The sequence below is a fragment of the Parafrankia sp. EUN1f genome (assembly GCF_000177675.1).
In the GTDB taxonomy this organism is placed as follows: Bacteria; Actinomycetota; Actinomycetes; order Frankiales; family Frankiaceae; genus Parafrankia.
On sequence record NZ_ADGX01000198.1, the window covers coordinates 1 to 14,214 of the forward strand.

Consider the following 14,214-nt stretch of genomic DNA (forward strand, 5'->3'; position numbering starts at 1 on the left):
AACACGAGACCGCGAACCGGCAGGTCAAGACCTACCTGCGCGGCCCGGGGAAGGTCCTGCGGTCGCAGTCACCCGAGGGGGTCTACCAGGAGATCTGGGGCTACCTGCTCACCCACCACGCGATCGCCGCGCTGATCTGCGCGGCCGCGACCGCCGCCGGGATCGACCCCGACCGGGTCCGGTTCACCCGGACCGTGAGAGTTCTGCGCCGGCAGGTCGCTGACCCGCCGGCCTTTTCCCCCTGACCAGCAGGAACACGCCCTCACCCTGATCACCACGGACATCACCCGACCCGCGAAACTCACCCGGCACCGCGAACGCACCTACCCCCGCGCCGTGCGACGCGCCGGACCACACCGCTACCCCGTGAAGAAACCCCGCCAGCGCGGTAGGCGTCACTCCGCCCCGCCCACGATCAGGCTCGCCAACCCTGTAGAACCCCAGGCAGCAGCTTGATCAAAATAGGCTAAGTGGCATTACAGCAAGACCGATAAAGTGCGAAAAACTTCTGCGTTGACGGCCGGATCGAGGTTCTTCGAAACCGTCGGACATACGCCGCGTCCCGCCGGGAACATTCCGCGTGACTGGCGGCCCGAAATCTGTGAAGTTCTTCGAATCACGCGGCTCGGCTGGAACCTGCGGTGCGGGCGCGAGCTCGGCTGGAACCTGCGGTGCGGGCGTAGCCCAGTGCTCAGCCCCGGGCGCGGCCGGAGGTTGCCGGCCCCCGGGCGGCGAACCGGGCTCGCCAGGGCTTCCCGCCACGTCGGTCATCAGCAGCCTTCCGGTATGAGCGCACGCGGCGGCAGCGCGCGCTCCGCGGCAGTGTCAGCGCGTATCCGGCAGCGTCAGCGCGCGTCCGGCGACGTCTGGGCATCATCCGATGCCTTCTCCAACGACGGGCGCGGACCACCAGTGCCACTGGTACCACTCGCGCCGCCAGCGCCAGCGCCACCGCCACCGCCGATGCCGCCAGGCCGTCCGGATTCGACCGCGGGCGCCTCCGGGGCCCCCTGATCGCCGACTTGATGCGCCATGCCCGTGGAACCAGCCGACGGCGCGGCGGCGGGCGGCAGGGACGCCCTCAGCTCCGCCAGGCGCCCCATCGCCTGCGCGTCCATGGTGGCCCGCTGCACCTCGATCATCTGGGCTTCCAGGCCCTGCGACGCCAGCTCCTGGCGCCCCCGTGCCAGCGCGTAACGCTTCTCGATCTTGTCCCGGACGTCGGCGAGCGTCGGGACGTCTCCGGCCGGCGGGAGCGATGTCATCTGCTCCATCACCTTGCCCATCTGCTCGTGCATCGCCGCATGCTCGATCTGGGTGAGCAGGCGGGCCCGCTCGGCCTGCAGGCGCCGCACGCGCAGAGTGTTGTCCTCGACGGCGGCCCGGGCCTGGGCAGCCGACTCGGCCGCCTGCTGCTGGAGCAGCTTGAGATCCTCCAGCGCCGCCTCGGCGGAGATGAGCCGGCTCGCGAACGCCTGCGCGGCCTGCTCGTACCGAGCCGCCGCCGCGAGGTCACCGGCGGCGCGGCCGTTGTCCGCGAGCACCAGGGCTGACCGGGCCGACTCGGTGAGGTTCGTGACCTCCTCGATCTGGCGGCCCAGCTTCATTTCGATCTGGCGCTGGTTGCCCACGACGAGCGCCGCCTGAGAGACGAGCCGCTCGTGCTGGGCGCGTGCCTCGTCCATCGCCTGCTCGAGCTGGATCTCCGGTCTGGCCTTCTCCTCGAACGCGACCTCGGCCCGCTTGGACAGGTAGCGGAAGGCCTTGCGAACAACATTCGCCATTACTCGATCGTCCCACGCGCAGGGCGATCCGGAGAGTCGACGAGTGTCACTGATCTGACCGCCCTCGCCCGCGCCCGGTGGCCGGGCCGGGCTGCGGCGCCGGGCTGCCGGGCACGGCCGGGGCAGGCTCGGGGCGCGCCGTCAGACCATCGCCTGGAACATCCAGTGCTGCTCCTCGAGATCGCGGATCACCGCGATGAACAGATCCTGCGTCACCGGGTCGGGCTCGGCGGTGAGATCCATCCGGGTACGCATCCTGGTGATCATCCCGGCGAGCACGTCCGTGATGAGGCGGATGGCCTTCTCGTCAGCGATGTAGCCGCTCTCGACGCCGTGCAGATGGCTGCCACGGGCGACGGTGGTGGCCTGGCCATCGGGGTTGACCCCGATCGCGACCGCCCGCTCGGCGGCCATGTCCGTGTACCGGCGGCCGAGGTCGACGACGTCGTCCAGTTGGCGGTGAACCGTGCGGAAGTTCCGTCCGATGACGTTCCAGTGCAGCTGCTTGCCCAGCAGGGAAAGATCGATCAGGTCTACGACCGCGCCCTGAAGGGCCTCCCCGACGACGACGCGCGCCTCGTCGGACAGCGGACTGCGGATGGCGCTCATGGCTTTCCTCCCGGAAGGTTTTGGACACGTCCGCATCAGGACGTGCCCACCGGGAGGAGTCGTATGCAGGCCGGCCGCTCTAGGCGGCGCGATCCACCACCGCCGGCCGCGCCGGCACGACGACCGCCGTGGCGCCGACCGGTGCCGGGGCGCCCACAGCCAGCTCGGCAAGCTCCAGATCGTCGCTGACCTCACGCAGGAGATCGGCGAGACGTACCCCCAGCGCATCGCAGATCGAGGCGAGCAGTTCGGAGCTCGCCTCCTTCTGACCGCGCTCCACCTCGGAGAGGTAGCCGAGCGACACTCTGGCGGCCGACGACACCTCCCGCAACGTGCGGCGCTGATCCTGTCGGCGGCGGCGCAATGCCTCGCCGATCACGCGTCGGAGCAGGACCATCGAGCCTCCTCCTTCATCCACGGGCTGAGCTTCACCGTATACCCGCCGAGCCCGTTTCCGGGGCGTCGTTGATGCGACTGTAACGCTGTAAGCACACCCGGACCGGGTCAACCCGCGATCAGGGCACCCCTGGGCCGAGCCGAGGCCCGCCGATCAGCGCGGCCCGGTCGGCACCCACGGGCCGAAGTCGCCCGCGGCCGCCACTCCGGTGAGGACCCGCCGCAGCACATCCAGGGCCTGGACCACGGCGAACTCACGAACCCGGCGCCGGTCACCGGGCAGCCGCACCGTGCGTGTGGTCGCCCCGTCCGGGCCGGCGAGCCCGACGTGCAACGTGCCGACGGGCTTCCCCTCCTGCTCGTCGGGGCCGGCGACACCGGTGGTGGCAAGCCCATAGGTGGCGCCGAGCCGCTCCCGCACCCCGGCCGCCATGGCCACCGCCGTCTCCGCCGACACCGCGCCCACGGTCTCGAGGATCGCAGGGTCGACCCCCAGCGCGGAGCTCTTCACCTCGGTCGCGTAGGCGACCACCCCACCGCGCAGCACCGCGCTCGCACCGGGGACGTCGGTCAGCCGGCCGGCGAGCAGCCCCCCGGTCATCGACTCCGCGACGGCCAGCGTCGCTCCCCGGTCGCCCAACAGATCCAGGACGACCTTCTCGAGCGAGTCGTCGTCGACACCGTACAGCCCGGGGCCGAGCGCCACCCGCGCCGCCGCCTCGACCGGAGCGATCAGCTCCTGGGCAGCGAGGCGATCGGCGGCCCGCGCCGTGATCCGCACCCGGGTCTGGCCACCGCTGGCCAGGAAGGCGATCCGCGGGTTCCCGAGCGGCTCGAGCCTGGTGACCTCGTCCGCGAGCGCCTCCGCGACCATCGACTCCCACATGCCGGCCGTCCGCAGGACCCGGTGCACGACGACCGCCGGCTCACCGGCCCGGCGCAGGATGTCCGGCAGCACGCTGCGGGTGAACATGTCCTTCATCTCGAACGGGACCCCGGGCATGGCATAGACCACGCCGGAGCCGATCTCCATCCGGATGCCCGGCGCCGTGCCCGGAACGTTGGGCAGGGCCTGCGCGCCGACCGGAAGGTCCGCCTGGCGGAAGTTCATCTCGGGTACCCCGCGCCCGCCCGAGCCGGCCCTGCTGCGCCCCATCTCCTCGAACCGGCGGCGCAGCGTCGCCTCCTCGGCCGCGTCGCGGTGCAGGCCCACCCCGGCCGCCTGCGCGATGCCCTCACGGGTGAGGTCGTCCTGGGTCGGGCCGAGCCCGCCGGTGAGGACGACCGCGTCGGCCCGACCGAGCGCCGCGACGATCGCTGTGGCGATGTCCGCGATCATGTCCCCGACCACGATCGACGTCGACACCTGGACCCCGACGTCCGCCAGCTGGCCACCCAGCCAGGCCGCGTTGCCGTTCACGATGTCGCCGTAGAGGAGCTCGTCCCCCACCGCCAGCAGCTCAGCGCGCATCGGTCTCCTCTGTTCGGGCTCCAGCCGCGGCGCTGGACCCGGCCCCGTTCCCGGCCCGGCGACGCAGCGCGAGCGCACGATAGACATAGTCCGCACCGGTCACCACGGCCACGATGACGCCACAGCCGAGAATCACCGCCCGGCCCGTGGCCGCGAACCCGTCGAGCGGGAGCACGTAGAGGCCGAGCGAGATGTTGAGCAGAAGTGTCTTCGCCTTGCCCCCACGGCTCGCGGCGATCACTCCGAAGCGGATGACCCACAGCCGCAGCAGCGTCACCCCGATCTCGCGGACGGCGACCAGCACCGTGACCGCCCAGGGCAGCTCGTCCAGCAGCGACAGCGAGACCAGGGCGGCACCGGTGAGCGCCTTGTCCGCGATGGGATCGACCAGAATCCCGAAATCGGTGATCAGGCCACGCCGACGAGCGATCGTGCCGTCGATCTGGTCGGTGACGGCGGCGACGGCGTAGGCCGCGAAGGCCGCGTAACGCCAGCCGTCGGTGTCCGGACCGGCGAACAGAAAGCCCACGAAGACCGGAACCAACGCCAACCTGATGATGGTGAGGACGTTGGCGATGTTGAGCACCGGCGGCTTGGGCTCCGGCCGCTCGGGCACCGTCCGCTCCGTCTCCGACCGCTCCGGCCGCTGTCCAGCCGCTCGGGCCGGCGGGGTCCCGCCCGCCAGCACCGGCCCGCCCGCCAGCACCGCCGGATCCGTCCCTGCGGCCGCGCCGCCGGGTGAGGGGCCCGCAACGGGACCGGTCACGCCGAACCCGGCGACTGGCCGACCGCACCGCTGAGCGCGGCCTGATCCTCGGCCACGGCCGGCACGACACCGGCCGGCACGGAGGCGGCCCGCACCGGTGTGACGGTGGCACGGTCGAGCACGTCGGTGAACTCCACGACCAGGTCGACGCCTTCCGCCGCCACCACCCGGGCGGCGACCAGGTCACCGACGCGCACGCCGCCGTGGGCCGATCCATCACCGTGGCCCGACTCATCGGAGCGGCTGCGGCTGGTCTCGTCGGAGCGGCCGGTGGGGAGCCGGACGGTGCAGGCGCCGTCGGCGTCGGCCTGCTGGTGCCCGGCGCAGCCGAACGCCAGACCGCCGCTGACCTCCTCGACGAGGACCTCGACCGTCGTGCCCACCCGGCGCTCGGCCCGGGCCGCCGTCAGCTGCTCGACGAGGTTGGTGACATCGACGCGGCGCCGCTCGATCTCGTCGGGATCGACATGACCGTCCATTCCGGCAGCTTCGGTGCCCTCCTCGTCGGAGTAGCCGAAGACGCCGACGGCATCGAGATCGGCACGCTCCAGGAAGTCCATGAGGATGTCGACATCCTCCTCGGTCTCGCCCGGGAAGCCGACGATGACGTTCGACCGCGCGCCGAGGTCGCCGAGCAGCCCACGGGCCCGGCGCAGCAGGTCCAGGAAGTCGTCGGTCCCACCGAACCGGCGCATCCGTCGCAGCACCGCGGGGCTCGCGTGCTGGAAGGAGAGGTCCAGGTAGGGGGCCAGACCCGGCGTCGTCAGCATCGCCTCGAGCAGCGACGGACGCAGCTCGGCCGGCTGCAGCTACACCGTCCGGACACGGATGATCCCCGGGACCTCGGCCAGCCGCGGCAACAGCTTCTCCAGCGCCCGCAGGTCACCGAGATCCTTGCCGTAGGACGTGGAGTTCTCGCTGACGAGCACCAGCTCGCGCGCTCCCTGCGTGGCCAGCCACTCGGCCTCCGCCAGCACCTGCTCCGGCGGGCGGGAGACATGGGAGCCACGGAAAGACGGAATGGCGCAGAACGCACAGCGCCGGTCGCACCCGCTCGACAGCTTCAGCGGCACGACCGGACCCTCGGTCAGCCGACGCCGGCCGACCCCACCGGCGAGAACCCCTGCCGACGGCTCGCTCGGACGGCTGCCGGTGCCCGCCGCCAGGGTGCCCGCCGCCCTCTGGGTATCAGCCGCCCTCTGGGTGGTCGGCAGCTGGATGTGCCCGGGCAGATGCGGGGCGTGCGGGGCGCCGGAGACGCCCGCACGCTCGACCGGCGTGATCGGCAGCAGGGTGCGCCGGTCACGCGGGGTGTGCGAGGCCGGCGCCGCACCGGCGAGCACCGCTTCGAGATGAGCCGAGATCTGCGGGTACGCATCGAAACCGAGCACGGCGTCGGCTTCCGGCAGGCTCTCGGCGAGCTCCTGGCCGTAGCGCTCCGCCAGGCAGCCCACAGCCACCACCGCACGCGGCCCACCGGCGCCGGGGCCAGGGCCACCCGGACCGTGTCCGCCGCGTTCGCCGGACGTGGTCGCACCCGCCGGCTCGCGCAGTGCGTCCGCGGCGAGCAGCGCGTCGATCGAGTCCTTCTTGGCCACATCGACGAAACCGCAGGTGTTCACCAGGACCGCGTCGGCGAGCTCGGCGTCGTCGACCAGCTCCCAGCCATCGGTGGCGAGGCGGGCGGCGAGCTCCTCCGAATCCACCTCGTTACGGGAACAGCCGAGCGTGACGAGAGCTACCCGGCGTGTAGGGCGAGGGGACACGGACTCAGGCTACCGGGACGCAGCGCTGGTGACGCGGCTGGACCTGCTCCCAGTGCCGTTCAGCGCGTCCCGCCGGGCTGGGCCGCCGCCCCGGTCGTCCCGCTGACGGCGGGACGACCGGCGGCGGCCAGGCCGGTCGCCCTGCCGTCGCCGCCGCCGACGGCACAGCCGCCGCCACTTTCGGCGAGTGCCAGCCTGATCGTGACCACCTCGCCGGGACCGCCCGCCTTGCCCAGGTCCCGGCCGTTGCAGGTGAGGTCGACGGCGCCCGCGTTGCCCATCTTGATCTCCAGGGCCCCCTCGGAGGACACCTCCCGGCTGTCCCCCTGCTGGAGCAGCTGCGCCAGGAGCGGCTTCCCGCCCTCGTCCCGGACCTCCAGCCAGCTCTGCGCGTCGTGGGCCTCGACCCGCACGTTCACACCGGGTGGCTGGGACGGCGTCGCGGCGGCCGTCGGAGCCGCCGGGGCGGTCGCGGCCGCGGTGCTCGGCACGGTGCTCGGCCTGGCCGTGGCTTCGTCCTTGTCACCGCCGCCACCGGGCAGCACCAGCGCGACCAGGGCCAACACGCAGACCACCACCAGCGAAGCGATCATGGCCGGCGCCCAGCGGAAGCCGCCCATCCCCCTGCGCGCCCCGCCGCCGTTCAGCGGGTCGAACTCGGAGGAGGCGACGACGACCGGCGAGGGGACCCGCTCGTGCCCGGCGTCGTAGGCCGCCAGCAGCGGCGCGGGGTCGAGCTCCAAGGTCATCGCGATGCTCCGCAGGTGACCGCGTGCGTACACGGTGCCGCCGCAGCCGCTGAAGTCCTCACGCTCGATCTGCTCGATCAGCGACGCGCGGATTCTCGTCCGGTCGCTCACGTCGTCGACCGTGAGGCCCGCCGCCCGGCGGGCGGCTGTGAGCGTCGCCCCGATCGAGTCGGGGCCCACCTGCCTGGAGGCATCCGGCCCAGGGCTCGCCGGCTCGTCCGCGGACTGCATGAGCGAACCTCCGCACCCGTCATCGCGCTGGCGCCACTGCCAGCGCCAGCCGATATTACGGTCGCCCGCCGACGCCCGACCGAGCGCGGCGGATCTGTTGAGACTTTCTTATCCGTTGCGGAGCGTCGTGAGAAGTCCCTCCAACTCGTCGGGCATCACGAGGACGTCCCGTGCCTTGGAGCCTTCGCTCGGGCCGACAATCCCGCGGCTTTCCATCAGGTCCATCAGCCGACCGGCCTTGGCGAAGCCGACCCGCAGCTTGCGCTGCAACATCGACGTCGAGCCGAAGTGGGTGCTGACCACGAGCTCGACGGCCTGGAGGAACAGCGCCATGTCGTCGCCGATCTCCTCGTCGATCTCCTTGCGTGCCTCACCGCCACCGTCGAAGACGTCCGCCACGAAGGTGGGCTGGGCCTGTTCCTTGGTGTGGTCGACGATCGCGGCGATCTCTTCCTCGGAGACGAAGGCACCCTGGATTCGGGCCGGCTTGCTCGCCCCCATCGGCAGGAAGAGCGCATCCCCGAGGCCGACCAGCTTCTCGGCGCCCGCCTGGTCGAGGATCGTGCGGCTGTCGGCCAGCGAGGCCGTCGCGAAGGCCAGCCGAGACGGGACATTCGCCTTGATCAGACCGGTGACGACGTCCACGGACGGACGCTGGGTCGCCAGCACCAGGTGGATGCCGACCGCACGGGCCATCGCCGTGATCCGACAGATCGCGTCCTCGACGTCACGCGGCGCGACCATCATCAGGTCGGCGAGCTCGTCCACGATCGCGAGAATGTAGGGATATGGCGTGTAGACCCGCTCCGAGCCCGGCGGGGCCACGATCTCACCGGCGCGCACCTTGCGGTTGAAGTCGTCGACATGGCGCACCCCGCAGGCCGCCAGGTCCTCGTACCGGTTCTCCATCTCCTTCACCACCCACTGCAGCGCGTCCGCCGCCTTCTTGGGGTTGGTGATGATGGGTGTGATGAGGTGTGGAATTCCCTGGTAGTTCGTCAGTTCCACCCGTTTGGGGTCGACCAGCACCATACGAACCTGGTCCGGCGTGGCACGCGCCAGCACACTCGTGATGAGGGTGTTGATACAGGTCGACTTTCCGGCGCCCGTTGCGCCCGCGATGAGGATGTGCGGCATCTTCGCGAGATTCGCCAGCACATATCCGCCCTCGATGTCCTTGCCGAGGCCGACCACCAGCGGGTGCGGATTGCCGGTCGCGTCCGTGCTGCGCAGGACGTCACCGAGAGACACCAGCTCGCGGTCGGTGTTCGGGATCTCGATGCCGACCGCGCTCTTGCCCGGGATCGGGCTGATGATCCGCACGTCGGGGCTCTTGACGGCGTAGGCGATGTTCTTCGCGAGCTGGGTGATCCGCTCGACCTTCACCGCCGCGCCCAGCTCGACCTCGTAGCGGGTCACCGTCGGGCCCCGGGTGAAGCCGGTGACCTTCGCATCCACCTTGAACTGGGAGAACACGTCGGTCAACGAGGCGATGACACCGTCGGTGGCGGCCGAGCGCACCTTCGGCGGCGTACCGGAACGCAGCAGCGTCGGCGAGGGCAGTCGGTAGTCACCCTCCACCGGCGGGACGAGGTACTCGATCTCGTCCGGCCCGACCGGGCCCTGTGCGGCCGGGCCCGCATCGGAAGCCGCGCCTGGTGACCCCGCCCGGCCGCGCTGGCGCCGCGCACCCGCCACCGGCCCGCCGACCTCCCCGGCGACGAGGCCGACCACGTCGTCGACGTCGTCGACATCCACGCCGTCCCCCGCGCCCACCGCGGCCGGGATGTCGCCGAACAGGTCGGCCTGGTCGCGGGCGTCGGGTGAGCCGGAACGCCGCGCTCGGCCAGCCCGGGCACGGTCGCCGCCCGCCGCCGGGCCCCGTGGATCGCCGTCGACGTCGTACACGTCATCGGACCCCGCCGCCGCGCCCCGCCGGCGCCGCGAGCGGGCCGGCTCGCCGTCGAGCAGATCGTCGAGGGCGGCGTCCGCAGGCCCCCCAGCCGCCCCGTGGACGTCCTCGTCGAGGTCGTAGTCGTCGTAGTCCTCGTCGTCGCCCTCGTCATAGGCGCCGGGCTGGCGGATCGGGATGGTGAGCCGCTCGGCGAGCCCGCGCAGCCGCTCCGGCACCTGGCGTACCGGGGTCGCCGTCACCACCAGCGACCCGAAGAACGCCATCAGCACCAGCAGCGGCACCGCCACATAGGTGGTCACCGCGCCGACCAGCGGGGCGCTGCCCAACAGCCCGATCAGGCCGCCGGCGTCCCGCAGCGCGGCGACGCCGGTGGCGAAGTCGGGCAGCCCGCGGGCGATGTGAACCAACCCGAGAAGACCGAGCGTCACCGCCGCCCAACCGATCACCACCCGGCCGCGGCTCTCCGGGTCCGAGGGCGAACGCACCAGCCGCCAGGCCGCGCCGAGGCAGAACACCGGCACAACCAGCGCTCCCTCGCCGAGGAAGAGCTCGATGGTCGCCGCGACACCGGCGCCGACCGGCCCGCCGGCGCCGCCCCACATCGTGGCGCCCAGCAGGATCGCCGCGCCCAGGGCCGCCAGCCCGAGGCCGTCGCGCCAGTGCTCGGGCTCGATGTGCAGATCCCGCGTGTTGCGGCCGAACCGGCGCAGCCCGCTGCCGAGCAGGCCCGCAGCGGCCATCCACGCCTGGTAGACCGCCTTGATCGCCACCTGGGCGAGCCGCAGCTGGACGGGACGCGGCGGCGGTTCCCGGCGCCCGCGCCCACCCGGGCCGCGGGCGGAGGCACCCTTGGTGGACGCGCCGGACCGCGGACGCGCGGAAGCCCGCCCAGAGCCGCCGGAACCGCTCGGGCCGCCGGACCGTGCCGTGGCCGCTCGTGGCTTCGGCTGCGCCTGGGTTCGGGCGCTGGACGTGCGTGTGGCCACGCGGAGAAGGTACCCGGGAAGCGTCGCGAGTCGCTGCAACCCAGACTATCCGGGCGCGCCTTGGCCGTAGGCACGGCAATCCGCACCGCCCGACCGTGCCATCGGCCACGGGATCAGGGTTCGACGCCGGCCGTGGACCCCCTGACCGCCTGCCGCCTGGTGACCCGCCAGGCACGCATTCCGTCGATCAGGGCGGCGGACAGCAGCAGGACCAGCGTCAGGGCGATCTGCATCAGGTGGTCGGCGAAGCCCCAGCGCTGCACCCAGGCGTGCCACACCGGCAGCGCTGTGAGCACCAGACCGCAGCCGAAGACGGCGACCACCCAGCCCGGCCGCCGGATGCCGACGATCAGGCCCACCCCGGCCCCGAACAGCAACGCCTGCGGCAACGTGTCGGCGATCGCGTCCACGAAGGAGCCGTTCCAGTAGCCGTAGGGAAGCCGGAACCGCGCGACGGAACCCCGGTCGGGCGACACCCACCAGAACCGGTTCCCGAAGGCGGCCAGCAGGACCAGCCAGCCGAGCACGAGGCCCGTCGCCGGCAGCAGCCCGCCGGAGCCCCTGTCACGCCCGGGCCCGGGCCCGGGCCCGAGCCGCGGCGCCGCGGCCCCCGCGAACGCCGGTACGGCCAGCACGGCCAGCACTCCGAGGACAGCCAGCGGCGGCCGCATCAGCCCACCCCAGGCGCCGAGCGCGAGGACCGCCCAGGTGGCCGGATACGTGCTGAGCAGGAGCAGCCGCATCACACGCCGCCGACGTGCCAGCGCGGCCACGAAGGCCAACAGCCACGGGATGAACACCAGGGGCCCGGTGGTCAGCGATGGGCCCGGGGCCTGCCCGGGGAACGGCCGCGCGTTCGCGGGCCAGGCCGACATCCGCAGCACGTTCGCCGGCTCGCGCTCGGCGATGACCAGCAGGACCAGGGCGAACGCCGCACCGAGGGCGAGGGCGAGCGTGGCGATCCGCTGCCGCACCGGCGACGGGACCAGGTCGGTACCGATCCCGCACCTCGCCGCGAGCCCGTGGGCGACCAGATCGAGGACCTCGGGGAGATCCGGCCGGGTGCGGCCGGCGGCCTCGGCGCATTCCAGCAGCGTGGCCAGGAACTCCTCGCCACGCGCCTCGCGCCACCTGCGCGGATAGCACCGCAGCAGGCGACGGTAGGTGACCTCGAGACCGCACGGCGGCTTATGGCCGGCGCCTGCCGACGACTTACGGTCGGCGCCGGCCGGCAGGCCGCGGGTCTCCCCCGCGCGCCGCGGCCTCACGCCGCGGCCAGCGCTGCCGAGGCCAGGACTGTCGTGGCCAGGGCCAGCGCCAGGCCGGTCATCGGGCCCGCGGACCTTCGAGCCCGCAGGCCCAGCCGGCGCTCCGCCTCCGCGACGTTCGCGCGCAGCCGTTCGGCCTGTGCCGCGAGCACGGCGGCACCGTCGTCGGTAAGCGTGTAGTAGCGCCGCAGGCGCCCGTTGACGACCTCCTCGCTGTCGACCCGCACGAGGCCGTCACCGGTGAGCCGGTCCAGCGCGCCGTAGAGGGTGCCCGGCCGCAGGGTCACCTTCCCGTCGGAGATCTTGGCGATCTCCTGGATCGTCGCGTACCCGTGACGCGGCCCGTCCGCCAGAGCGGCCAGCACGAGGAACGTCGGTTCCCGCATCTCTTCCGTAGCCATGACACGAGGATATAACGGCTAGCTGTATATATCGCCCGGAGGACTTTGTGGAGCACAAAGGTGCCCTGGGCCTGCTGGCCCAGGGCACCTTTGTGACAGCGGTTCGCGGGCGACCCGCGGCGGGAGTCAGACCTCCAGGACCACCGGGAGGATCATCGGGCGGCGCCGGTACCGCTCGTTCACCCAGCGGCCCACCGTGCGGCGGACGAGCTGCTGCAGCGCGTTCGTGTCGGTCATCCCGGAACGCATCGCGTCGTTGAGGGCGTCGGCGAGCCGGCCCTGGACCTCGTCGAAGGCCCCGCGCGCATCGGAGAAGCCACGAGCGGAAAGATCGGGCCCGACGACCACCTTCCCGGCGGCGGCGTCCACCACGACCGTGATCGTGATGAAGCCCTCCTCCCCGAGGATTCGCCGGTCCTTGAGGCTGGACTCACCGACGTCGCCGACCGCGAGCCCGTCCACGAAGACCATCCCGCAGGGCACCGCCCCGGTGATGCTGGCCTGGCCGTCGATGAGATCGACGACCGTTCCGTCCTCGGCGAGGATGACGCGGTCCGGCGGGACACCGGTCGCCTCCGCGAGCGCCCCGTGGGCGCGCAGATGCCGCCATTCGCCGTGCACCGGCATCATGTTCGACGGCCTCGTCGCGTTCAGCACGTAGAGCAGCTCACCGGCGGGCGCGTGCCCGGACGTGTGGACCATCGCCACGCCCTTGTGGACGACCCGCGCACCCCACCTGGTCAGGCCGTTGATCACCCGGTAGACGGCCGTCTCGTTGCCCGGGATCAGGCTGGAGGCGAGCACGACCGTGTCACCCGCCTCGATGCGGATCGAGTGGTCCCGGTTGGCCATCCGGGACAGCGCGGACAGCGGCTCCCCCTGGGACCCGGTCGAGATCAGGCAGATGTTGCGGTCCGGCAGCGAGTCGACGTCGCGGGCGTCGATCACCAGGCCCGGCGGGACCTGAAGCAGGCCGAGCTCACGGGCGACGCCCATGTTGCGGACCATCGAACGGCCGATGAAGCAGACCGACCGGCCGTGTGCCTCGGCGGCGTCGAGAACCTGCTGGACCCGGTGGACGTGGCTGGCGAAGCACGCGACGACGATGCGCCGCTCCGCCTCGCGGAAGACCTTGTCGAGCACCGGCGCGATCGTGCGCTCCGAGGCGACGAAGCCCGGGACCTCGGCGTTCGTGGAGTCCGACAGCAGCAGGTCGACGCCTTCCCGGCCGAGCCGGGCGAAGCCGCCCAGGTCGGTCAGGCGCCCGTCGAGCGGGAGCTGGTCCATCTTGAAGTCACCGGTGTGCAGGACGAGGCCCGCGTCGGTGCGGATGGCGACCGCGACGGCATCCGGAATCGAGTGGTTGACGGCGAGGAACTCGCAGTCGAACGGCCCGAACGAATGGCGCTCCTCCTCGCGGATCTGCAGGGTCACCGGCTGGATGCGGTGCTCCTGCAGCTTGGCGACCATGAGCGCGAGGGTCAGCCGGGTGCCGATGAGTGGGATGTCCCGACGCTCGCGCAGGAGGTAGGGAACGGCCCCGATGTGATCCTCGTGCGCGTGGGTGAGGATCACCGCCTCGATGTCGTCGAGGCGATCCCGGATGGCGGTGAAGTCCGGCAGGATCAGGTCGACACCGGGCTGGTCGGTCTCGGGGAAGAGAACCCCGCAGTCGACGATGAGCAACCGGCCGGCATGCTCGAACACGGTCATGTTCCGGCCGATCTCGCCGAGCCCACCAAGCGCGATGATCCTCAGCCCGTCGGCGCGCAGCGGCGGGGGCGGACCCAGTACGGGGCGCGGAGGCGTCATGAAACCGCCGCCCCCGCGGCCGCCGCCGCGGTATCGGACCGTGGCGACGCCGAGGCGGCA

At 72.2% G+C, this 14,214-nt stretch carries 10 protein-coding genes and 2 pseudogenes; 1 reads left to right on the plus strand and 11 read right to left on the minus strand.

Going from position 1 to position 14,214, the window contains the following annotated elements; genetic code table 11:
• A pseudogene (locus tag FREUN1FDRAFT_RS34355) lies at window positions 1-245 on the plus strand (transposase); the annotation flags it as partial.
• A 600-nt stretch (window positions 246-845) separates the two neighbouring features.
• Here FREUN1FDRAFT_RS34355 and FREUN1FDRAFT_RS34360 read toward each other — a convergent pair.
• The 11 genes and pseudogenes from FREUN1FDRAFT_RS34360 to FREUN1FDRAFT_RS34410 form a co-directional block, all read right to left on the minus strand.
• Window positions 846-1,784, minus strand: a complete 939-nt coding sequence (locus FREUN1FDRAFT_RS34360; RefSeq protein WP_006544976.1) for a PspA/IM30 family protein — start codon at window positions 1,782-1,784, stop codon at window positions 846-848.
• Window positions 1,785-1,925: 141 nt separating this feature from the next.
• Window positions 1,926-2,393, minus strand: coding sequence for a Dps family protein (locus FREUN1FDRAFT_RS34365; RefSeq protein WP_006544977.1), 468 nt, complete (start codon window positions 2,391-2,393; stop codon window positions 1,926-1,928).
• A gap of 79 nt (window positions 2,394-2,472) precedes the next feature.
• Entirely contained in the window at window positions 2,473-2,790 is a 318-nt protein-coding gene (locus tag FREUN1FDRAFT_RS34370; RefSeq protein ID WP_006544978.1) for a helix-turn-helix domain-containing protein, read from the minus strand.
• Window positions 2,791-2,943: 153 nt separating this feature from the next.
• Window positions 2,944-4,260 (minus strand): competence/damage-inducible protein A, encoded by a 1,317-nt coding sequence (locus FREUN1FDRAFT_RS34375; protein ID WP_006544979.1) that lies wholly within the window; start codon window positions 4,258-4,260, stop codon window positions 2,944-2,946.
• Window positions 4,250-5,026: a CDP-alcohol phosphatidyltransferase family protein gene (locus tag FREUN1FDRAFT_RS34380; RefSeq protein ID WP_006544980.1), complete on the minus strand. Its 777-nt coding sequence runs from the start codon at window positions 5,024-5,026 to the stop codon at window positions 4,250-4,252. The genes FREUN1FDRAFT_RS34375 and FREUN1FDRAFT_RS34380 overlap by 11 nt, the downstream gene beginning before the upstream one ends.
• Window positions 5,023-6,792, minus strand: a pseudogene (locus FREUN1FDRAFT_RS34385) (MiaB/RimO family radical SAM methylthiotransferase). The gene FREUN1FDRAFT_RS34380 and the pseudogene FREUN1FDRAFT_RS34385 overlap by 4 nt, the downstream one beginning before the upstream one ends.
• Window positions 6,793-6,851: 59 nt before the next feature.
• A complete protein-coding gene (locus FREUN1FDRAFT_RS34390) occupies window positions 6,852-7,772 on the minus strand; it encodes a helix-turn-helix domain-containing protein (RefSeq protein WP_006544983.1) in 921 nt (306 codons plus the stop codon).
• A 108-nt stretch (window positions 7,773-7,880) separates the two neighbouring features.
• The gene (locus FREUN1FDRAFT_RS34395) at window positions 7,881-10,673 is read right to left on the minus strand and encodes a DNA translocase FtsK (RefSeq protein ID WP_035956563.1); all 2,793 of its coding nucleotides are present in this window, start codon (window positions 10,671-10,673) and stop codon (window positions 7,881-7,883) included.
• A 113-nt stretch (window positions 10,674-10,786) separates the two neighbouring features.
• Complete coding sequence (locus FREUN1FDRAFT_RS34400; RefSeq protein ID WP_006544985.1) at window positions 10,787-11,941, minus strand: hypothetical protein; 1,155 nt, start codon at window positions 11,939-11,941, stop codon at window positions 10,787-10,789.
• Window positions 11,938-12,327 (minus strand): PadR family transcriptional regulator, encoded by a 390-nt coding sequence (locus tag FREUN1FDRAFT_RS34405; protein ID WP_006544986.1) that lies wholly within the window; start codon window positions 12,325-12,327, stop codon window positions 11,938-11,940. The genes FREUN1FDRAFT_RS34400 and FREUN1FDRAFT_RS34405 overlap by 4 nt, the downstream gene beginning before the upstream one ends.
• Window positions 12,328-12,468: 141 nt before the next feature.
• Window positions 12,469-14,154, minus strand: a complete 1,686-nt coding sequence (locus tag FREUN1FDRAFT_RS34410) for a ribonuclease J (protein ID WP_035956552.1) — start codon at window positions 14,152-14,154, stop codon at window positions 12,469-12,471.
• Between the last annotated feature and the right edge of the window lie 60 nt (window positions 14,155-14,214).